This is a genomic window from Janthinobacterium sp. P210006, assembly GCF_036231885.1.
GTDB classification, from domain to species: domain Bacteria; phylum Pseudomonadota; class Gammaproteobacteria; order Burkholderiales; family Burkholderiaceae_D; genus Janthinobacterium; species Janthinobacterium violaceinigrum.
In genome coordinates this window covers 1251886-1273251 of sequence record NZ_JAZARD010000001.1, presented here as the reverse complement: position 1 = coordinate 1273251, position 21366 = coordinate 1251886, and the positions used below count along the sequence as shown (strand labels likewise).

Sequence of the window (21366 nt, the reverse complement as noted above, 5' to 3'; positions counted from 1 at the left end):
GGGTGCGCCTTTATGGTTTGAGTTGGACGACGACATTGCCGAGTTCTTCCTTGCCTTTGGCAGGCACGGACTGGGCCGATTTCAGCGGCCACTGGAACGGCACGCGCACCAGTTCGCGTCCGCCCGCTTCGCGCGCCGCTTCCACCACCACCTGGTATTCGCCGGCCGGCAGCTTGTCGAGCAAGGCCTTGGCGCCCGGGAAGGTCAAGGTATGTTCGCCCGGCGCGCGCGTGGCGCCGCTGACGCCATCGACAGGCATGGCCAGGTCGCGGCCGCTCTTGCGCCACCATTGGCGCATGTCCTTGAGCCACTTCTCGCCTGCCTTGTCCTTCTTTTTCACGTCATACAGCACCGTCAGGTTGCCGACGACCTTTTGATCGGCCGTTTCCAGCCATGCCGCCACGTAGGGACGGTGATATTCCGCCACGTTCAGTTGCGGGATTTCAAGCTTGAGGGCCAGGTCGGCCGCCATCGCCGAAGTGCCGATCAGGGGAAGGCCAAGCGCCAGGGAGTAGCGTAATTTCATGGTGTGCCTGTAAAAAGGAAAAATAAAAACGATCAGTGAATAAACAGCAAGGCGATCGCGCAAGGTATCAAGATACCGAGGCCAACCATCGGCCAGGTAAATGGCCGGTTGGCCGCGTGGAACTTCAAAATCAACAAACCCGTCAGGCAAAACACGATGCAGGCGCCGGCAAAGATATCGATGAACCAGTTCCAGGCCACGCCCGTGTTGCGGCCCTTGTGAACATCGTTGAGCCAGGACACCCAGCCCCGGTCCGTCAGCTCGTATTCGGCAGCCCCGTCTTCCAGGCCGATGCGCACCCAGGCGTCGCCGCCCGCCTTGGGCAGCGGCAGGTAGACTTCGTCGGCGCTCCATTCGGCAGCACGGCCGCCCGCATTGAGCGACCATTGCTGCTTGAGCCAGGTTTCGGCGGCAGCGGGCATGGGCGCATTCGCGCCATCATGCTGGGCCGCATAGGCAGCCAGTTCCGCGACGAGGGGCGCCGGCATGGTCGCCTGCTGGCGCGTGATGGACGGCTTCGACTCTATCTGGCTGGCGTGGTTCAGGGTGATGCCGGTGATGGCAAACAGAAACATGCCCAGCAGGCAAAGTGCTGAGCTGATCCAGTGCCATTGGTGCAAATTCTTCAGCCAGACGGCGCGGCTGGCATTGTTCTTGGCCTTGTCTGCGGCGCCCGCGTTACCCATGGTCCGCTCCCGCCAGGGAGCGCGCCAGATGGCGCGACAAGTCAGTGTGCTTCATTCCCATCCTTCAATCCAAGTCCATGCCTATAGTTTCAAACAAATGATAATGATTATCATTTATTAAGTCAATACATGGGGTGCCCCGCCAGGCCGGCGTTTTGTAACAGCTTTGAAACATGGCACGGCAAGAGAGCAGCCGTGCGCGCCGATACGTAAGGTGCCGTACAGAGCCGTGTGCCCCGTTCGCCTATGCTGTTGTTCAGGACAACCATCAAGGAGCAAGCGATGCCATCATATTCCAGCGAACAACTGGCCAGCCTCGCGGCCAGGATCAAGAACGTCAAATTCGGCATGTTGACCACCAGCGACGACATGCGCACCCTCACCAGCCGGCCCCTGACGCAGCAACAGGTCGACAATGCCGGGCAGATCTGGTTCTTTGTCTCGGACGAGGCCGCCTATACGCGCGATCTGGCGAACAATCCGCAAGTCAACGTCAGCTTTGTCGACACGGGCGACAGCCTGTATGTGTCCGTCTGCGGCCATGCACAGTTGCTGAAGGACCGCGCCAAGGCGGAGGAATTATGGAATCCCCTCGTCAAGGCCTGGTTCCCGGGCGGACTCGACGATCCCAAGCTGTCGCTGATCAAGGTGACCATCCAGTCGGCCGAGTACTGGGATAGCAGCGCCAGCAAGATGCGGCAATTCTTTGAAATGGCCAAGGCCGCCATCACGGGCGAGACGCCGAAGGATGTGGGCGAGCACGGCAGAGTCGATCTGTAGCCGAACCGCCACATTTTACCCGGGTGTTATTGACTTCTAATTTAACCCGGGTAAAATTGCCTGCATTCCCCATGGAGGCAGACATGCACACGCAAACCCAGGCACCAGCCCAGCTCACCGCTTTCGCGGGCAAACGCAAGGTGGCTACCGGCCCCTTGCACGCGGTGGCGCACACCTTGAAAGAACTGGTGACGCGCGATCCAGATGCGCAAATCCTGATTTTCGACGACGCCAGCGGCAGCCAGGTCGACCTGAACCTGCACGGCAGCCTGGCCGACGTGCTGCAGCGCCTGCCGCGCCCAGCGGCGCCCGTGCAGGCTGACGTACCCCCGCGCACGGCGGGCCGCCCGAAGCTGGGCGTGGTGGCGCGCGAAATCACCCTGCTGCCCCGACACTGGGAATGGCTGGCGACCCAGCCGGGCGGCGCCTCCGTGGCCTTGCGCAAATTGGTGGAGCATGCGCAGCGGGGCAACAAGGCGCACGACGAACAGCGCCAGGCGCGCGAAGCGGCGTATAAGGTCATGAATGCGCTGGCCGGCGATGCGCCGGGCTTCGAGGAAGCCAGCCGCGCCCTGTTCGCCGGCAAGCAGCCCGCATTTCTTGCTTGCGTGCAGGAATGGCCAGCCGACGTGCGCGAACACGTCTTGCAGCTGGCCCAGCGGGGATGGTCCGGGGATTAGGCGCAGGCCGAGAACTCAGACGCCCGTGCTGCCCGTGGTATCGGGGGCGTCATCGGCGCTCTGCCGGCTTTGCCCGGCGGAGCCGGACTGGTGGTGCGGCAAGCGGTCGGCACGCCGCACTTCGCCGATGGAAAACAGATCGTCGCCGATATCGAGCCCTTGCTCGCTATCGACCAGCACAAAGCTCTCGGCCGACTCGGCCGTGCTTTGCTTGCTGCCTGCCGAGGACGGCGTGCCGCCCTGGCTATTGCCGGGCTGCGGCGTATTCGAGTTTCCCATCATCTTCTCCCTGATCGTGAGTGCGAGTTGACTGCGAGGTGATTGCAAGGTGATTACAAGGTCATTGCAAGGTCATTGCGTAGTGGCCGTGGGCCGTGGCCTGGCGGCGTAGGCGCCGTAGCGGCGCAGCTATTTCATCATAGTCCATGCCTGCTGCATTGCATCAAAATTTTTATCGCGGCCGACAGCGCCGCAAGTGGCCAGCGGAAATACGCGATTCCCGCTGGCCAGGCTTGCCTTGCGACCGCTTCCGCCGACGGGCGCTTACTTGTTGCGCGAGCCGGACGACCCTGACCCCGAACCTGCACCGCCGCTTTGCTTGTTGCCACTATCGCGGTTGGCATCCTGGTTCATGCTGGCATTGTCACGCGAGCCGCCGGAGCTGCCGGAGCTGGCGGCACTTTGCCGGTTGGCATCGTTCTTGTGGCTTTGGCTGCCTGCGCGGCGCGCTTCTTCCGACGTGAATTCATGGGCCGTGCCCTTTTCATGGGCGGCGCGTCCCCCTTCGCTGGCGATTTCGCGCTGCTGGGCAGGGTCCATGGAAGCAAAGCCACGTTTGCTGGTATCGCTTTGCTTGCTGCCGCCGCTGCTACTGCCGCTACTCGTTTTACTACCTTGCTGTTTATTGTCGCTCGATGTGGCCATGATGATCTCCTTGATCGATGGAATCAGAAAACAGTGCAAACCATGCAATTCTTTCCCCTCGCATGGCAAGGGAACCGTCATCTTAGTGCGCGCATGGGGCACAAGAAATAGGAGGATGGCAAGAGCGCATGTAGGATGAGTCCCGCCCGCGGTGGCATAGTTACTTTCAGTTTTCCACCAACAGTACCAGACACTCAGCAGTTAGCGGGAAGGGGAAAAATCGCCGCGTCCGCCGTCACGTACACGCGCTCGCCAACGGCTGGCCGCACCGCATGCCCTCCCGTAAAGGCGCCGAACGAGGGCAGGATGGCGCGCTGCCGGCCCAGCAGGAAACACGGCAGGCGCAGGCCGCCCCCGTGCAGTCCGCTCCCCGTGGCGCGCAAATGAAACACGGGATGCACGTGGCCCGCCAGCACATAGCCGGGCGCGACCGTGTCCGGGTGATGGCAGAACGAAAGCGCGCCCACGCTGTGCGGTTCCTCCACCATGGCGATGTCCAGCGCGGCGGCCGGGTCGCCCGCATGTGCGTCGTGGTTGCCGCGCACCACCGTCAGGCGCAGCTGCGGATGTCGCGCGCGCCAGGCCAGCATGGCCGCCACGGTGGCAGCCGCATGCGCGGCACGCGCGTGCAGAAAGTCGCCGAGAAAAACGATTTCCTCGCAGGCGTAACTGGCCAGCAGGGCATCGAGCGCCAGCAGGTTTTGCGTGGTGGTGCCGCGCGGCACGGGCACGCCCAGCGCGCGAAACGCGGCCGCCTTGCCGAAATGGATGTCCGCGACAATCAGCATCTTGCGCGCCGGCCAATACACGGCCTTGTGCGCCAGCAGCCATAGCGGCTCGCCGGCCAGTTCCACCACGCAATGTGCTTGCCGCTGGCCGTTCATGCGGCCGCCTTTTCCAGCGCGCTCACCAGGCGCGCCACCCGGTCCGACAGCTTTTCCGTCGTCAGCTGTTCGCGGAAGCGCTCGACCATGAGGCCGAAGGCAAACGGCGAAGCGCGGGCCAGGGGCTGCAGCGCCAGCTGGCGGCCATGCAACTCGCGCAAGGTGGCGCGCAAGCGCGTCAGTTCCAGTTCCTGTTCCAGCACTTCGCGCTGCGCCTGCGTGAGCAGCAGATTGGCTGCATCGTGCTTGCGAAACACTTCAAAAAACAGCGAGGACGACGCTTGCAGCTGGCGCGCGCTTTTCGGCTGTCCCGGATAGCCCTGGAACACGAGGCCGGCAATGCGGGCGATTTCGCGGAAACGCCGCTGCGACAGTTCCGTCGCATTCAGGCTGGCCAGCACGTCCTCGAGCAGATTATCCGTGCTGAACAGGGACACATCGGCGCCGCTGGCCCCCGTCAGCAACGGCGCAAAGGCGATATCGTCCGCGCCCAGCAATTCAAAGCCGTAATCGTTGACGGCGATCGACAGGGTGGCCGGCTGCACGCGCGCGATGCGATACGCGAGCAGCGACGCCAGGCCCAGGTGTACCGAGCGGCCCGCGAACGGATACACGAACAGATGCCGGCCTTCGCGGCTGGACAAGGTTTCCAGCAACAGGGCCGAGCGCGTGGGCAGGCTCGACCATTTCTGCTGGATGGCCAGCAGCGGCGCCAGCGCCCACATCTCGGGCCCGCTGGCCCGGCCCTCCTGCGCCAGCTGCAGCTGGTCCAGCACGGCATGCGCCAGTTCCGACGACAGCGGCATCTTGCCGCCCTGCCAGCGCGGCACGGCGCCGCGGCTGCCGCTGGCGCGCCGCACGTACGCCGTCATCTCGTGCACGCGCACGAATTCCAGGATGCGCCCGCCGAACAGGAAATGATCGCCCTGCTTCAGGCGCGCGATGAACGATTCCTCGATGCTGCCGATGCGTCCGCCACCGAGGAATTTGACCTGGATCGCCGCTTCCGACACGATGGTGCCGATGCTCATGCGGTGGCGCCGCGCCAGGGCCGCGTCCGGCACGCGGTACACGCCCTGCTCGTCCGGCAGCACTCTGCGGTATTCCGGGTACACGGCCAGGCTTTGCCCGCCGCGCGCGACGAAATCGAGCGCCCATTGCCACTCGTCCAGGGTCAGGTGGCGGTAGGACCAGGCGCCGCGCACTTCCCCGTACAGCTCCGGCGACGCGAAACCGCCGCCCAGGGCGATCGTCACCAGGTGCTGCACCAGCACGTCGAGCGGCTTGTCGGGCACGGGCCGCGCTTCCAGGTGGCCCTGCGCCAGGGCGGCGCGGGCACCGGCCGCTTCCAGCAATTCCAGGCTGTTGGTGGGCACCAGGGTGACGCGCGAAATGCGTCCCGGCGCGTGGCCGCTGCGCCCGGCCCGCTGCACCAGGCGCGCAATGCCCTTGGCGCTGCCCACCTGCAGCACCCGTTCGACGGGCAGGAAATCGACGCCCAGGTCCAGGCTGGACGTGCACACGACGGCTTTCAGTTCGCCCGTTTTCAAATGCTGCTCGACCCATTCGCGCACTTCGCGGTCCAGCGAACCGTGGTGCAGCGCGATCAGGCCCGCCCAGTCGGGCCGCGCATCGAGCAGGTGCTGGTACCACAGCTCGGCCTGCGAACGCGTATTCGTAAACACCAGGGTGGTGGCGCTGCCCTCGATCTCGGCGATGAGCGGCTGCAGCATCTGGATGCCCAGGTGCCCGCCCCACGGAAAGCGCGTGGGATTGGCAGGGATCAAACTGTCGACCAGGATGCGTTTTTTGACCTTGCCTTCGACCAGCACGCCATCGTTTTCCGCGCCCAGCAGCACGTCCTGCGCCTGGACCAGGTTGCCCAGGGTGGCCGACAGGCCCCACGTCATCAGCTGATCCTGCCAGCGGCGCAAGCGGGCCAGCGCCAGCTGCACCTGCACGCCGCGCTTGCTGCCCATCAATTCATGCCACTCGTCGACGATCACCGTTTCCAGCAAGTTGAAGCGTTGCCGGGCGTCCGCCTGGCTCAGCATCAGCGACAGGCTTTCCGGCGTGGTGACGAGCACCTCGGGCCAGGCCTTTGCCTGGCGCGCCCGCTGCGCAGCGCTCGTGTCGCCCGTGCGCGACTCGATGCGCCAGCCGGGAGCCAGGTCCGCGCCCGAGGCTTGCAGCGCGCGCACCGTGTCGGCCGCCAGCGCCCGCATGGGCGTGATCCACAGCACGCGCAAGCCCTGTTTCCTGTCCTTGCGCTGCAGCCGTTGCGCGCGCAGCAAGGCGCCGAACCAGACCGCATATGTCTTGCCGGAACCCGTGCTGGCGTGCAGCAAGCCGGATCGCCCCTGCGCGGCCGCGCGCCAGACGCTGCGCTGGAACGGAAACACGCTCCAGCCGCGTCCGGCAAACCATGCGTCGATGCGCTGCGCCAGCGCGCTCATCGCTTGCTCATGCAGCGCTCGCCAGCATGGCCTTCAGGGTGGCCAGGGTATCCGCGTCGGCGATGGCCTTGTCTTCGCGCCGGCGCAGGATGCGGGGAAAGCGCACGGCGATGCCCGCCTTGTGGCGGCTGGACGCGGCAATGCCCTCGAAGCCGATCTCGAACACCATCGTGGGCCGCACGCTGCGCACGGGGCCGAATTTTTCTATGGTGGTCTTGCGGATGGCCGCGTCGACCTGGGCGATTTCCGCATCCGTCAGACCCGAATACGCCTTGGCGAACGGCACCAGCTTGCGCTCTTCCCCAGGCTCGCCCGTCCCTTCGCCATCCCACACGGCAAACGTGTAGTCCGTGTACAGCGAAGCGCGCCGGCCGTGGCCCGCCTGGGCATAGATCAGCACGGCGTCGATGGCATACGGGTCGATCTTCCATTTCCACCAGGTGCCCCCGTCCTTCGTGCGGCCCACGCCATACGCGGCCGTGACGGCCTTGAGCATCAGGCCTTCCACGCCGCGCGCCCGCGATTCGCTGCGGATGGCCGCCAGAGCATCCCAGCTGGCGGCCATGATGCGCGGCGACAAACGCAGCGCGGGCGCGTTCACGCCGGCCACCACGGTTTCCAGCAGCGCGCGCCGTTCCAGCTGGGGCAGCTGGCGGACATCCACGCCATCCATTTCCAGCACGTCATAGGCCACCAGCACGGCCGGCAATGCGGCCAGCAGCTTGGGCGATACCGTCTTGCGGCCCATGCGCTGCTGCAAATCGGCAAATGGCGCCGGCGCGTCGCCCGGCTGCCAGATGAGGATTTCCCCATCGAGCACGGTGCCCTCGGGCAAGGCCAGCTGCGCCAGTTCGGGAAAGCGCTGCGTGATCAACTCTTCGCCGCGCGACCACAGCCAGTTCACGCCGTCGCGGCGCAGCAGCTGGGCCCGCATGCCGTCGTATTTCCACTCGGCCAGCCAGCCGTCGACGTCGCCCAATGTCTCCGGTCCCGCCTGCAAAGGGTGCGCGAGGAAAAACGGATACGGCTGGCCGCCGCGCAGCGCATGTTCGTCGTCCGACGGCGCGCCGATCAGCTTGAGAAAGCCCGCGCCCGTGGGGCTGACCTTGCCATCGGTCCAGCCCATCAGGCGCTGGGCGATCAGCTTGCCGTCGACGGCGGCGATGGACGCCAGCGCGCGCGTCACCAGCAATTTCGAGACGCCCACGCGAAAGCCGCCGCCGATCAGCTTGATCAATAAAAACCGTTCGCGCGTTTCCAGTTCATCCCAGTACGCCAGCAGCGCGGCGCGGACGGCGTCGGGCGCCGCGCCGCGCAGGGGCGCGATGCGCTGCTCGACCCACTCGGCCAGGCCGATGTCGCTGCGCCTGGAGGGTGCGGGCAAGATCAGGGCAATGGTTTCGGCCAGGTCGCCCACGGCGTGATACGCCTCGTCGAACAGCCAGGCATCGAGGCCCGCCCGTTCGGTGGCATATTCGCGCAGCAATCTGGTGGGCACGGCCTGGCGCGGCTTGCCGCCGGCCAGGAAATACACGGCCCAGGCCGCATTCTCGGGCGCGGCCCGCTGGAAATACGCTTGCAGCGCCGCCAGCTTGCGGCTGGTGGACGTGGTTTCGTCGAGTTCCCCGTACAACTGGGCAAATTCACGCATGGGGCACTGCCTCCTGCGGTGCGGCCTGGCCCCCATCGACGCCGTCTTCCGCCTCGTCGTCGCCATATTCCGTCTCGAAGCCGCCCGCCTGCCAGCCGTTTTGCTGCAGCCAGCGCACCATCACGGGAATCGAGCCGTGCGTGACGATGATGCGTTCGGCCTGCGTGGCCGCGATGGCTTGCATCAGGCCCGGCCAGTCGGCATGGTCGGACAGCACGAAGCCCCTGTCCACGCCGCGCCGCCGGCGCGCGCCGCGCAGCAGCATCCAGCCGCTGGCAAACGCATCGCTGTAGTCGCCGAAACGCTTCATCCACGGCGAGCCGGCGGCCGACGGCGGCGCGATCACCAGCGCCGTCTTCAGGGCGGCCTTGTCCGTGACCTCGCCCACCATGACGGTGGCGGGCAAGGCCACGCCGCACTCGCGGTAGACCTGCGTCAATGCCTGCGCCGCGCCATGGCAGACAATGGGACCGATGGACGCGTCGAGACCCGCCAGGATGCGCTGCGCCTTGCCGAAGGCATAGCAGAACAGCACGCTGGTGCGCCCTTCGGTCGCGTTGCCGCGCCACCAGCGGTTGATCTCGTCGTAGATTTCCTGCGGCGCCTGCCAACGGTAGATGGGCAGGCCGAATGTGGATTCCGTGATGAACGTATCGCAGCGCACGGTCTCGAACGGCGCGCACGTGGGGTCGGGCTGCAGCTTGTAGTCGCCGGACGCCACCCAGACCTGGCCGCCGTGCTGCATGCGTACCTGGGCGGAACCGAGCACGTGGCCGGCCGGATGCAGCGAGACGTGCACGCCATGGTGCGCGATGGTGTCGCCATATGCCAGGCCCTGGATGGTCACGGCGCCCAGGCGCGCGCGCAGCACGGGCACGCCGTCAGCGGCGCACAGGTAATGCCGGTGGCCGATGCGCGCATGGTCGGCATGCGCATGCGTGATGATGGCGCGCTCGACGGGGCGCCACGGGTCGATGTAGAACTGACCCGGCACACAGTACAAGCCCTCCTTGCGCACCACTACCATGTCTGCCATGCCCAGCTCCTTGCGTTGGCACAAGCGCGAAACCGCGTTGGAATGCGATGATTCTAGCGCTCTTGCGCGCGATCATTTGTTCGACAGCGCACAATGGGGTCACGCCGGCGCGACAAACTCGGCCATGAAGGTGCGCGTGGTATTTTCCGGGAACGCAATGGTGACCTGGTCGCCCGCCACCGACAGCACGGTGCCCGTCTGGTAGCGGGGCACCCGCACGCGGCTGCCCACGGCCAGCAGAGGCGTAGGCGGCCCGGCGGGCACAGGCGCCTCTGCCGGCGCTTGCGGTATCTCGTCCAGGGAAATGGGCGCGGCCAGCGCAGGCGGCGATTGGCAATTGTCGCAGGTGCAGCAGCGCTCAAAATCGTCCGCATCGCCAAAGTACTCGAGCAGCAATTTCCAGCGGCAAAAGCCGCTTTGCGCATACGCCACCATCTGCTCGAGCGCCTGCCTGTCGCGTTCCTGCTTGCCGACATAGATGTGCGCCAGCTGCGCATACGTAGGCGAAACGGCCGACGGGGCTCTCAAGCTGTAGCCCAGCTTGCGGTCCTGGCGCAGCAACTTGCCGTCCTTCAACAGTTTCAGGCAAACCTTCAGGTGGCTGGAGGAATACTCGGGCAGGCTGGACGCCAGCGCATCGATAGTGAAGGTGGCGGGCAATTCCTGCGCTGCCGCAACGATGGCCGCCAGTTCCCCATCCGTGGGGTAATGCTTGGCGAGAAAAAACTGCTGTACCCGCTTGTCTTCCTGGAAGTACAGCAAGGTGCAGTCGGCGGGCAAGCCATCGCGGCCCGCCCGGCCCGATTCCTGGTAGTACGCTTCCAGGTTGGCGGGCACTTGCAAATGGATCACGAAGCGCGTGTCGGGCTTGTCGATGCCCATGCCGAAGGCGTTGGTGGCAACCATGATGCGGCGCTCGCCGCCCATGAACAGGTCCTGGTTGTGCTTGCGCTCGCGCGCTGCCAGCTTGCCGTGATAGCAGCTGACGCTTTCGCCCAGCGCCTGCAGGCGCGCCGTCAATGCCTCGACAGCCTTGACGGTGGCCGCATACACGATACCCACGCCGGCCGTCTCGCGCAGCAGGCGCAGGACGGCATCCTGTTGCTCGCCCGCGTTGGTCACCTGGATCACGCGGTAGCGCAAATTGGCCCGGTAGATGCCGGTATTAATGATATGCAACTTGCGCGCTTCCAGCTGCGTGTCGATATCGGCAATCACTTCTTCGGTGGCCGTGGCCGTCAGCGCCAGCACGGGCGGACGGCCCAGCGCGCGCAGGGCGGCGGCGATTTCCAGGAAGGCGGGACGGAAATCGTGGCCCCACTGGGAAATGCAATGGGCTTCATCGATGACGACCAGGCTGGGCGGCGCGGCCCCCAGCAGTGACAGGAATGCGGGACTGGCCAGGCGTTCCGGCGTGCAAAAGATGATGAGCTTGCCGCCCTCGGCGATGCGGGCGATGGCCTCGTCCTCTTCGGCGCGCGTCAGGCTGCTGTTGAGCTGCACGGCCGTGATGCCCAACTGCTGCAGCTTTTCCAGCTGGTCCTGCATCAGCGAGATCAGCGGCGACACCACCAGGGTCGCGCCCGGCAACAGGGCGGCGGGAAGCTGGTAGCACAGCGACTTGCCGCTGCCGGTGGGCATGATGGCCAGGGTATCGCGCCCCGCCAGCACGCTGTCGATGACTTCCTGCTGGCCCGCGCGCAAGCGCGCCACGCCAAATACCGAGCGCAGCAGGCGCTGGATCTTGCGCCGGCGGGCGCTGCCCGGGTCTTGCACTGCAGAAGTGTTCGTTGCCATCGTGGTCCGGTCCCTGACATGCCGGCGCCAGCCGCCAGCTTGTCTCCACTTTACGGCCGTGCCCGGCGCACCGCCATAGGACGGCGACCCCAGCCAGCGTAGGATTTCAGGAAGCGAACAGGATGGCCCAGAACAGCATCAGCAAGCCCGCAATCGACACGCACCACACGAGCGTGCGCACGACGGGCACGCCAAACGCGTACAGGGGCAGGTACAGCACGCGCGCGGCCAGGTACAGGGCGGCGCCGTACAGGGTCAGCGCGCTTTCCTGCGCCGTGACGTGGGCGATCAGCACGGCGGCAGCGAACAGGGGCAGGGTTTCAAACAGGTTGGCCTGGGCCCGCTGCAAGCGGCCCGTGATCTTGCCCACGGGCGGACCGTCGCCGTCGCGCGCGCTAACGTTATAGGCCGTGCCCGTTTCGCGCGTGCGGAACAGCGCGGGCAGCAGGATTTGCACCAGGGCCAGCACGAGGGTGCAGCCAAGCATGGTCAGTTCAGGAGTCATCAGTTCGCCTCTGCGGGTGGGACGGGCTGGCCATGCTGGCGCTTGCCCGTCAGGGTTGGTCGAGTGCTGCTTGCAACTCCATCAAATCATAGGGCTTGCGCAAGACGCTGGCGGAAAAGCCCAGTTCATCCATCGATTCCTTGCCATAGCCCGTGGAAAAGATGATGCGCATGTCCGGCTTGTCGCGCAGCACCATGCGGGCCAGCGCGATGCCGGACATGCCGGGCAGGCTGACATCGGTAAACAGGATATCGAAGTCTTGCTCGTTGAGCAATTTCCACGCCGCTTCGCCATCGGACACGCCGCTGACCGTGTGGCCCAGCATGCCCACCAGCTCGCACACCATCAGCTGGGAATCGAGATTGTCTTCCACCACGAGAATTTTCATCGATGTCGGCATGTCCCCCTGCGGTACCAAGGCATGGCCCGTCAAGTCCAGCCCTGGCGTGCCGCCTCCCAGCACGCTGGCTGCCGGGCTGCCCGCCGCCTGCATGCCGGCCAGCGGCGCGCCGGAGCGCTCGAACTGGCGCGCGCGCAATTGCTGCTGGCGGTTGGCCAGCACATGGCGCAGCTTGCGCGCCAGCTCTTCGCGCCGGTACGGCTTGCTGAGCAATTCCACGCCCGCATCAAGCCTGCCCTCATGCACGATGATGTCTTGCGCATAGCCCGAGGTAAACAAGACGGCGATATCGGGCTGCAGCTCGCGCGCCTGACGCGCCATCTCCGTGCTGCTGACGGGGCCGGGCATGATCACGTCCGTGAACAGCAGGTCGATCTGCGCGCCGCTGTGCAGCACGGCCAGCGCGCTTTCGCCATCTTCGGCCTTGAGCACCGTGTAGCCGAGCGCTCCCAGCATGTCGACCACGGTGGTGCGCACGCCCACGTCGTCTTCCACCACCAGCACGGTTTCCGTGCCGCCCGTGACGACGCCGCTCAATTCCAGTTCCTCGTCCGCTTCGGCCATCAGGGAGCGGGGCAAATAGATTTTGACTCCCGTGCCCACGCCAGGTTCACTGTAAATGCGGATATGGCCGCGGCTTTGCGTGACGAAGCCATACGCCATCGACAGGCCCAGGCCCGTGCCCGCGCCTTCCGGCTTGGTGGTGAAGAACGGCTCGAACGCGCGCTGCAGCACGGGGCCGCTCATGCCGCGGCCCGTATCGGTCACGGACAGCATCACATATTGTCCGGCCGGCACGTCGACCAGGTTGTGCACATACTGTTCGTCGAGCACCACATTGCCCAGCTCGATGGTCAGCTTGCCCACGCCATCCATGGCGTCGCGCGCATTGATGGCCAGGTTGAGGATGACGTTCTCGATCTGGCTGCGGTCGACCAGGGTATTCCACAGGCCGCCGCCGCCCACCAGCGTGATGTCGATCGCTTCGCCCAAGGCGCGCCGCAGCAGCGCATCCATGTTGCGCACCACGCGGGCCAGGTCGGCCACCACGGGCTTCAATGGCTGGCGCCGCGCAAACGCCAGCAGGTGCGACGACAGCTTGGCGCCCCGCTCGACGGCAGCGATCGCCGTCTCCAGGCGCTGGCGCATGAGGCCATCCGTGCCCGTCAGGTGGTGCAGCAAATGCAAATTGCCGGAGATGATTTGCAGCACATTATTGAAGTCGTGTGCGATGCCGCCCGTCAGCTGGCCCACGGCTTCCATCTTTTGCGCCTGGCGCAAGGCGTCTTCGGCCTTGGTGCGTTCGTTCACTTCCTGTTCGACACGGTGCTCGAGCGTTTCGTTCAATTCATGCAGCGCTTTTTCCACGCGGCGCCGATCCGTGATGTCCGTCTTGACGGCGATCAATGAACGCGTGTGTCCCTGCTCATCGACCAGGCGGCTGACATTGCTCGACACCCACACTTGCGAGCCGTCGGGCTTCAGGTAGCGCTTTTCCAGCGAGAACGATTCTCCCGTTTCCACCAGACGCTGAAACAGTACGTTGTTGCCGGGCACATCCGCCGGATGCATGATGTCGTTCATGTTCAGGCTCAGCAGCTCTTCGGCGGAACGCCCCAGCATGCGGCACAGGGCGCCGTTGACGCGCTGGAAACGGCCATCGAGGCCCAGCTCGGACAAGCCCACGGACGCCTGGCCGAAAATGGCCGCCATGCGCTCCTGGCTGGCGTTCAGTTCATCCTCGATCAGGCGCCGCTCCGTCACGTCGAACGACACGCCCACGTAGCGGCGCTGGCCCGGCACGCGGCCCGCCACCACCTCGCCCTGGCGCGCGATCCAGCGCAGCGCGCCATCGACGGGGCGGCGCACGCGGTACTCCACATATTCCAGGGGATTTTGCGCCAGGTCCAGCTTGCTGGGTCCGACCTTTTGCTGGTCGCGCGCATCGACCAGGCTCACCAGCAAGCGTTCCGTCACTTCCTCACCGTCGGCAATGCCCCACTGGTGGCGGAAGGTGGGCGACACGACCATCGCGCCCGTCTCGGGGAACCATTCAAAGGTGCCGATGCCGCCCGCCTGCTGGGCCAGGCGCAAGCGCTCCTCGCCTTCCATGCGCTCGGTGACGTCGATGCCTTCGACGAGGATGCCCGTGACCGCGCCCTCGTCATCCTTGATGGGCTGGTAGACGAAGTCGATCAGGCGCTGGCCCGTCTGCCCATCGGCCGTCTGCAAATCCACTTTGACCTGGCGCCCTTCATAGGGTTCGCCGCTGCGGTAGACCTGGTCCAGCAAGCCGATGAAGCCCTGCGCCTTGACTTCGGGCAAGGCCGATTCGACCGTCTTGCCCAGCAATTCAAGTTCGGGGCGCCCCACCAGGCGCAGATAGTGTTCGTTCGCCAGCTCGAATACATGCTGCGGCCCCCGCAGCATGGCCATGAAGCTGGGCGCCTGCTGGAACAGGGCGCGCAGCAGCGCGCGTTCCTCGCCCAGGCGGCGGTTGGCCGCGCGCACGGCCTCGCTCTCCGTCTGCAAGGTGGTGTTGAGTTCGCCCAGCTCCGCCGTGGCCAGCTTCAGCTGGCGCCCCTCTTCCATGCGCGCCGTCAATTCCAGCGCCGTGCACAGCACGCCGTCCACCTGGCCGTCGGCGCCATGCACGGGCGTATAGAACAGGTCGAAGCAGACATCCGTCGGTATTCCGTCACGCAGCAGCGGCAGACAGCTCTCGCGGTGCACCTGCGTCTCGCCGCGCAAGCCCGCCGCGAGGATGCGCGCGTTCCAGTCCCAGATTTCGGGCCAGATGGCCGGCACCGTGCCGCCCAGCGCCGCCGGATGGCGCGCGCCGGCAATCTGGATGTAGTCGTCGTTGTAAATCATGACGTGCTGCGGCCCCCACATCAACACCATCGCCATCGGCGAATGGAGCACGATGTCGACGCTGGTGCGCAAATTGGCGAGCCAGCCGTCCAGCGGGCCAAGGCTGGTGGCGGACCAGTCGTGCTGGCGCACCAGTTCGCCCATGCTGCCGCCGCCGCGCGGCCAGGCTGGCGCGCTCATGGAACCAGTCCCGCTTGCACGCACACCTGGCACTGGCGCGGGATACGCACCGTCGCTACCGTGCCCTGCGTGGCCGTCGAACTGAGTTCGACCGTGCCGCCATGGGCCTTGACGAACATATTCACCGTGTACAGGCCCAGCCCCAGGCCCTGCCCCGTCTTGCGCTTCTCGCCCGCCTGCTGGAACGGCTCGAACAGGGTGGGCAGCAAGGCGGCAGGAATCACGCCGCGATTGACGATGCGCAACTCGATGCTGTCGGCGGCGCGCCCGTCGAGGGCCAGCTGCACCGGAGTGCCCGGCTCGCCATGCGTGATGGCATTGGATAAGAGATTCGAGATCACTTGCGACAGCAAGCCTGCATCGCACTGCCCGTGCAGCTCGCCCACGCTGCTGACCTCGACCAGCGGGGCCTGGCCCGCCGTCTCGAATTCCTCGACGATGGCGCGCGCCAGCGCCAGGTAGTCGTGCGTGCTGCTGCGCAACTCCATCGTGCCCGAACGGATGCGCGCCAGGTCCAGCAGCTGGTCGACCATGCGCGCCATGCGCTTGGCGCTGCTTTCGATGCGCTGCGCCGTGACCACCACCTTCGGGTGGTCGCTCATCATCGGCAACAGCATGGCGCCGTTCATCACCACCGACAAGGGCGTGCGCAAGTCGTGGCCCAGCACGGCCGTGAACAGTTCGTTCAAGTGCAGCGCATGCTTGAGCTCGTCAAGCTGGGCCGACAATTCGCGTTTCTGCTGGTACAGCTGGACCAGCACCGCCACCTTGCTTTGCAAGGCTTTCACGTCGATGGGCTTGTACAGGAAATCGACGGCACCCGCCTCGTAGCCACGGAAACTGTAGCTCGGTTCGCGCGACGCGGCCGTGAGGAAAATCAGCGGTATGCTGCGCGTGCGCTCGCTGCCGCGTATCAGTTCGGCCAGCTCGAAACCATCCATCTGCGGCATTTGCACGTCGATCAGGGCGAGTGCGACCTCATGCGTCAACAGCAGTTCCAGCGCTTGCGCGCCCGAATTTGCCTTGAGAATGACAATGCCGGGCCGTGCCAGCACGGCTTCGGCGGCGACCAGGTTTTGCGCGATGTCGTCAACGACGAGGATATGGATAGGTGCGGTCACGGAGTAGTCTTCAGGCATCGCAACGGCAAGATGCCATCGTGTTTCGATATGGATATAAATATTGCTTCAGTTTTTGCATATATTACACGCACTGCTCCACTCCCATTCACTTGTATCCGCCATCATCGAGCAAGGCCAGGCTGGCGGCCATTTGCGGCAAATCGAGCACGCGGTCGGCGCCGGCCCGCTTGAGCGCGGCGGCCGGCATGATGCCACAACTGGCCCCCGCTGGCTCCTGTACCCAGGCGCTGCCGCCCAGCTGCCGCACGCGCGCCAGGCCCGCCGCGCCGTCGGCCGAGGCGCCCGTCAGGATGATGGCCAGCATGGCGCGCCGGTAGGCGTAGGCGGCCGTTTCCAGCAAGACATCGATGGACGGGCGCGAAAAATACACGGGTTCTTCCTGCGACAGGGAAAAACAGCCGTCGGGTTCGACTTGCAGGTGATAATCGGGCGGAGCGAAGTAGACGGTGCCGCCTTGCAGCGGTTCCTTGTCCTGCGCTTCGCGCAAGGGCAGCTGGCAGCGCTCCGCATACAGCTGCGGCAACTGGCTGGAGCGGCCCGGCGCCAGGTGCAGCACCACCACCACGGCTGCGCGGCAGGTGGCGGGCAAGGCGCGCAGCACGATGCCCAGCGCTTCCACGCCGCCGGCCGAGGCGCCGATGGCGATCAGGCGCAGGCCCGCGGGCGGCGGCGCCACCTCCGAGCTGGGCAAGCCTGCCTGTGCGCTGTGCGGCATCGGCCTAGGCCCGCTGGAAGATGCGTTCAGCCTGGCTCAGCTCGTTGAAGCTGGCCGCATGGCGGCTGAAATGCAGGCTTTCCTTCATGCCCAGGCCCAGGAAACCCCGGTTCACCAGCGCTTCGTGGAACAGGCCCAGGGTGCGGTCCTGCAAGTCTTTATTGAAGTAAATCATGACATTACGGCAGGAAACCATGTGCACCTCCGAAAACACGCTGTCCGTCGCCAGGCTGTGGTCGGCAAAGACGAACTGGCGCCGCAAACGCCGGTCAAAGATGGCGCCCTTGTAGGCGGCCGTGTAATAGTCGGACAGCGAACGCTTGCCGCCCGCCAGCTGGTAATTCTCGCTGAACTGGGCGATGCGCTCGATCGGATAGATGCCCGCTTCGGCAGCGGCCAGCGCCTCGACGTTGATATCGGTTGCATAGATCATGCTGCGTTCAAGCAAGCCTTCTTCTTCCAGCAAGATGGCCAGCGACCACACCTCTTCCCCGCTGCTGCAGCCGGCCACCCAGATCTTGATGGAAGGATAGGTATGCAGGATGGGCACGACTTTTTCGCGCAAGGCGCGGAAATACGCGGGATCGCGGAACATCTCGCTCACTTGCACGGTGAAAAATTGCAGCATCTGCGCAAACATGGCCGGCTCGTGCAAGATGCGGTCCTGCAACTGCGACAGGCTGGCGCAGCCGAAGCGCTCCATGGCCTGGCGCATGCGCCGGCGCAACGACGCCACCGAGTAATCGCGGAAATCGTGCTGATATCTCAGCAAGATTCCTTCAAGCAATAACTTCAATTCGATATCGAAAATATCATCATCTAGCAATTTGACATCCACCCTTCCATGCATGCTGCGTTCCCGGCCCCGCGCCGCTTCGCGCGCGCATGGGGCCAGCCGGAATGCTAGCAGATCGTCGCCGATTTTCCCTCAGGAAAAGCATCAGTTAGGTACGCTGGCGTACACTCGGCCATCTTTTTCACGCATCCACGCCCTTCATGCCCTCCTGCGTGTAACGCGCGCCTGCCGCCATGCCCAAGGGAAAGGCCGCACTCATCGCCGCCAGTTCCGCCCCGTCCAGCCGCACGGCCAGCGCACCGAGGTTGTCGTGCAGGTAGGCGATGCGCTTGGTGCCGGGAATGGGGATGATGTCGTCGCCCTGGGCCAGCAGCCAGGCCAGCGCCAGCTGGGCCGGCGTGCAACCCTTGTCGCGCGCCATCTCGCGCACCCGCGCGACGATGGCCCCGTTGTGCGCCCGGTTTTCGGCCGCGAAGCGGGGATTGAACCGGCGAAAGTCGCCCGCTTCCAGGCTGTCCTCGCCGGCGATGGCGCCGGTGAGAAAACCGCGCCCCAGGGGGCTGTAGGCAAAGAAACTGGCACCCACGGCGCGGCAGGCGGCCAGCACGCCCTGCTCCGGCTCGCGCGTCCACAGCGAGTATTCGCTCTGCACGGCCGCCACGGGGCAGAGCGCCGCCGCGCGCAGCAAGGTGGCGGCGCTCACTTCGCACAGGCCCACGGCGCGGATCTTGCCCTCTTGCAGCAGCTGCGCCAGCGCCCCCATCGATTCCTCCAGCGGCGTCTCCAGGTTCAGCCGGTGCAGGTAGAACAGGTCGATGGCGTCCACGCCCAGGCGCGCCAGCGACGCTTCGCACGCCTGGCGGATGGTGGCGGGGGTATTGTCGACGCGGCGCGCATAGCTGCCCGCCTCGCGCGCCAGGCCGCACTTGGTGGCCACCAGCACTTGCCCCTGCCGGCCTCGCAAAAAGCGTCCCAGCAATTGCTCGTTGTGGCCAAAGCCGTAGGCGTCGGCCGTGTCGAACAGGGTCACGCCCGCCGCCAAGGCCGCTTCCAGGGTGGCCAGCGATTGCGCCTCGTCGGTGGCGCCATAGAATTCCGACATGCCCATGCAGCCCAGGCCCAGTGCCGAGCTGGTCAAGCCGCTGTTGCCGATGCGTCGTTGTTGCATGCTGTTCTCCTCAAGTGTCGATATCGATGCCGCCAGTCTGCACCGCGCCCGGCGCCGGGGGAATGTGCGATTTCGTGATACCTTTCTGGTATGAGAGCCCTCGATACCCATGCCTTGCACCTGTTTTGCGCCGTCGCCCGCTGCCTGAACTTCCGCCAGGCGGCGGAGCAATTGCACATGACGCAGCCGCCCCTGTCGCGCGCCATCAGGCTGCTGGAAGACCGGCTGGGCACGCGCTTGTTCGAACGCGACACGCAGGGCGTGGCCCTGACGCAGGCGGGCCGCACCTTGCTGCCGCAGGCGCTGCACATCCTCGCTTTGCTGGATACGGCGCAAGCATCGCTGCAGCAGGACAGCGCGCCCGCGCGCCTGCGCCTGGGCCTGACCAGCTCGGTGGAAGCGGGCCTGTTCCGCCCCCTGCTCGATGCCTTGGGCAAGCAATTGGGCACGCTGCGCCTGGAATTGACGGCGGCGCCCTCGCCCCGCCTGGTCGCTGCCGTGCGCAAGGGCCAGCTGGACGCGGCCCTGCTGGCTCTGCCCAGCGCCACCTTCGAGCTGGCCGTGCAGCCGCTGGCGCGCCAGCCCATGATGCTGGCCCTGCCGGCCGGGCACCGCCTGGCGAAAAAACGCAAGCTGGGCCTGGCCGATATCGCCCGGGAGTCCGTCTACTGGTTCGAACGGGCGCGCCAGCCCGCCTTTTTCGACCATTGCCAGCACGTGTTTCGCCGCCATGGTTTTGCCCCCGTTTTCTTGCGCGAGGCGTCCGACCACCATGTGCTGCTCAGCGACGTGGCGGCCGGCAAGGGCATGGCCCTGCTGGCCGATTCCTTCCGCGCGCTGCGCCTCGCAGGGGTGGCGTACCGGCAACTGGTGGAGGGCGAGGAACTGGCGGCCGGCATCGGCCTGGCCTGGCGGGAAGGGCACGGCCATGCGGCCCTGCCCCTGCTGCGCCGCCTGGCGGCAGAGGTGCTGCAGGAGTGAAGCGCAAGGGACGGCGCACGCGGACGGGCCAGACGCGCTACCATAGCGCCTTCCCCAATTTCAGCCACCACCACGACCATGACGTTTACCATCAGCGACGCCGCCTACGACACCGATACCCCCGCCGCCAAGCAAGCCATGTATGCGGACCTGCGTTCGCAGCTGCAGGGCTTGCTGGCGGGCGAGAGCGATTTCATCGCCAATACGGCCAACTTCAGCTCGCTGGTCTTCAACACCATGCCTGGCCTCAACTGGGCCGGCTTTTATTTCCTCAAGGGTGAGGAACTGGTGCTGGGACCGTTCCAGGGCAAGCCCGCCTGCATCCGCATCAAGAAAGGGCGCGGCGTGTGCGGCACCACCGTGGTCGAAGGCAAGTCCATCGTCGTGCAGGATGTGCACGCGTTTCCGGGCCACATCGCCTGCGACGTCAATTCCCGCTCGGAACTGGTGGTGCCCGTGTTTGCGCACGGCCAGATTATCGGCGTGTTCGACCTCGACAGCCCCCTGACGGGCCGCTTCGACGATGTCGACGCGCAAGGCGTCGAATCGCTGGTGCGCGTGCTGGAAGCAACTATCGTTGCCGAATAATCAGTTGCCGGATTTGACGGCGATGAATTCGCCCTTGCCCACCGTCGCCAGGCACGTCGTGTAGCGGCTGTCGGCGCGGATGGCGTCGAGGAAGTCCGCCATGTCCGCGTAGTGCGAGCTGGCGTTGTCGACCACCAGCACGCCGCCCGCAGCCAGCACGCGGTCCAGCTGCGGCCACCACTGCGCGTATTGCTGGCGCGCGGAATCGAGAAAGATGAAGTCGTAGGCGCCATCGGCCGCGTCGCGCAGCACGTCGCCCGCGTCCGCCAGCAGCTGCCCGATCACGCCCTGCAATTGCGCGCGCGCAAAATTGGCATGCGCCATGTCGAACTTGTCCTGCGCCTTTTCCACCGTCACCACGCTGCCGCCCAGCGAGCGCGCCGCGCGCGCCAGCCACAGGGTCGAGTAGCCGTTCGAGGTGCCGATTTCCAGCAGCCGGCGCGCGCCGTGCGCGTGCACGAGCACGGCCAGCAATTCGCCCGTATCGCGCGTGATGTTAAGCATGCGGCTGGCACGCTCCGTGTGCGCCGCATCGTTGCTGCTACCGAATGCTTCGAGTTCGCTTAATAGGGTATCAAGGGTATCGATGCCATGCAT

At 65.7% G+C, this 21366-nt stretch carries 20 protein-coding genes; 4 read left to right on the top strand and 16 right to left on the bottom strand.

Annotated elements, in window-relative coordinates; all coding sequences use genetic code 11:
* Window positions 1-10: 10 nt before the first annotated feature.
* Window positions 11-526, bottom strand: a complete 516-nt coding sequence (locus tag VPH41_RS05680) for a DUF2271 domain-containing protein (RefSeq protein ID WP_099403641.1) — start codon at window positions 524-526, stop codon at window positions 11-13.
* 32 nt (window positions 527-558) lie between these two features.
* A complete protein-coding gene (locus tag VPH41_RS05675; RefSeq protein ID WP_328569248.1) occupies window positions 559-1212 on the bottom strand; it encodes a PepSY-associated TM helix domain-containing protein in 654 nt (217 codons plus the stop codon).
* 282 nt (window positions 1213-1494) lie between these two features.
* Here VPH41_RS05675 and VPH41_RS05670 point away from each other — a divergent pair, with 282 nt between their 5' ends.
* Window positions 1495-1992 carry a pyridoxamine 5'-phosphate oxidase family protein gene (locus VPH41_RS05670; RefSeq protein ID WP_328569247.1) on the top strand — a complete coding sequence of 166 codons (498 nt, stop codon included), beginning with the start codon at window positions 1495-1497 and terminating at the stop codon, window positions 1990-1992.
* 83 nt (window positions 1993-2075) lie between these two features.
* Window positions 2076-2672, top strand: coding sequence for a DUF2239 family protein (locus VPH41_RS05665; RefSeq protein ID WP_328569246.1), 597 nt, complete (start codon window positions 2076-2078; stop codon window positions 2670-2672).
* A gap of 15 nt (window positions 2673-2687) precedes the next feature.
* Here VPH41_RS05665 and VPH41_RS05660 read toward each other — a convergent pair whose 3' ends face one another.
* From VPH41_RS05660 to VPH41_RS05600, 13 genes are all read right to left on the bottom strand, one after another.
* Entirely contained in the window at window positions 2688-2951 is a 264-nt protein-coding gene (locus VPH41_RS05660; RefSeq protein WP_152281231.1) for a hypothetical protein, read from the bottom strand.
* Window positions 2952-3215: 264 nt separating this feature from the next.
* Complete coding sequence (locus tag VPH41_RS05655) at window positions 3216-3596, bottom strand: KGG domain-containing protein (RefSeq protein WP_152281232.1); 381 nt, start codon at window positions 3594-3596, stop codon at window positions 3216-3218.
* A gap of 194 nt (window positions 3597-3790) precedes the next feature.
* Entirely contained in the window at window positions 3791-4480 is a 690-nt protein-coding gene (gene pdeM, locus VPH41_RS05650) for a ligase-associated DNA damage response endonuclease PdeM (RefSeq protein WP_328569245.1), read from the bottom strand.
* Window positions 4477-6936, bottom strand: coding sequence for a ligase-associated DNA damage response DEXH box helicase (locus VPH41_RS05645; RefSeq protein ID WP_328569244.1), 2460 nt, complete (start codon window positions 6934-6936; stop codon window positions 4477-4479). Before VPH41_RS05645 ends, pdeM begins: the two co-directional genes overlap by 4 nt.
* 7 nt (window positions 6937-6943) lie before the next feature.
* On the bottom strand, window positions 6944-8587 hold the full coding sequence (locus VPH41_RS05640) for an ATP-dependent DNA ligase (protein WP_328569243.1): 1644 nt from the start codon (window positions 8585-8587) through the stop codon (window positions 6944-6946).
* A complete protein-coding gene (locus VPH41_RS05635) occupies window positions 8580-9623 on the bottom strand; it encodes a ligase-associated DNA damage response exonuclease (RefSeq protein WP_328569242.1) in 1044 nt (347 codons plus the stop codon). Before VPH41_RS05635 ends, VPH41_RS05640 begins: the two co-directional genes overlap by 8 nt.
* 99 nt (window positions 9624-9722) lie before the next feature.
* Window positions 9723-11420 (bottom strand): RecQ family ATP-dependent DNA helicase, encoded by a 1698-nt coding sequence (locus VPH41_RS05630; protein WP_328569241.1) that lies wholly within the window; start codon window positions 11418-11420, stop codon window positions 9723-9725.
* Window positions 11421-11526: 106 nt separating this feature from the next.
* The gene (locus tag VPH41_RS05625) at window positions 11527-11925 is read right to left on the bottom strand and encodes an MAPEG family protein (protein WP_099762835.1); all 399 of its coding nucleotides are present in this window, start codon (window positions 11923-11925) and stop codon (window positions 11527-11529) included.
* A gap of 49 nt (window positions 11926-11974) precedes the next feature.
* A complete protein-coding gene (locus VPH41_RS05620; protein ID WP_328569240.1) occupies window positions 11975-15379 on the bottom strand; it encodes a hybrid sensor histidine kinase/response regulator in 3405 nt (1134 codons plus the stop codon).
* Window positions 15376-16500 (bottom strand): hybrid sensor histidine kinase/response regulator, encoded by a 1125-nt coding sequence (locus tag VPH41_RS05615; protein ID WP_328569239.1) that lies wholly within the window; start codon window positions 16498-16500, stop codon window positions 15376-15378. The genes VPH41_RS05620 and VPH41_RS05615 overlap by 4 nt, the downstream gene beginning before the upstream one ends.
* Window positions 16501-16606: 106 nt before the next feature.
* Window positions 16607-17236: a chemotaxis protein CheB gene (locus VPH41_RS05610; protein ID WP_328569238.1), complete on the bottom strand. Its 630-nt coding sequence runs from the start codon at window positions 17234-17236 to the stop codon at window positions 16607-16609.
* 4 nt (window positions 17237-17240) lie between these two features.
* On the bottom strand, window positions 17241-18086 hold the full coding sequence (locus VPH41_RS05605) for a CheR family methyltransferase (RefSeq protein WP_193317355.1): 846 nt from the start codon (window positions 18084-18086) through the stop codon (window positions 17241-17243).
* Window positions 18087-18213: 127 nt separating this feature from the next.
* Entirely contained in the window at window positions 18214-19200 is a 987-nt protein-coding gene (locus VPH41_RS05600) for an aldo/keto reductase (protein WP_328569237.1), read from the bottom strand.
* A gap of 90 nt (window positions 19201-19290) precedes the next feature.
* Here VPH41_RS05600 and VPH41_RS05595 point away from each other — a divergent pair, with 90 nt between their 5' ends.
* Together VPH41_RS05595 and VPH41_RS05590 are read left to right on the top strand one after the other, a co-directional pair.
* Window positions 19291-20181: a LysR family transcriptional regulator gene (locus tag VPH41_RS05595; RefSeq protein ID WP_328569236.1), complete on the top strand. Its 891-nt coding sequence runs from the start codon at window positions 19291-19293 to the stop codon at window positions 20179-20181.
* Between the two features lie 78 nt (window positions 20182-20259).
* On the top strand, window positions 20260-20769 hold the full coding sequence (locus VPH41_RS05590; protein WP_328569235.1) for a GAF domain-containing protein: 510 nt from the start codon (window positions 20260-20262) through the stop codon (window positions 20767-20769).
* Here VPH41_RS05590 and VPH41_RS05585 read toward each other — a convergent pair whose 3' ends face one another.
* On the bottom strand, window positions 20770-21366 hold the full coding sequence (locus tag VPH41_RS05585; RefSeq protein WP_193317356.1) for an O-methyltransferase: 597 nt from the start codon (window positions 21364-21366) through the stop codon (window positions 20770-20772).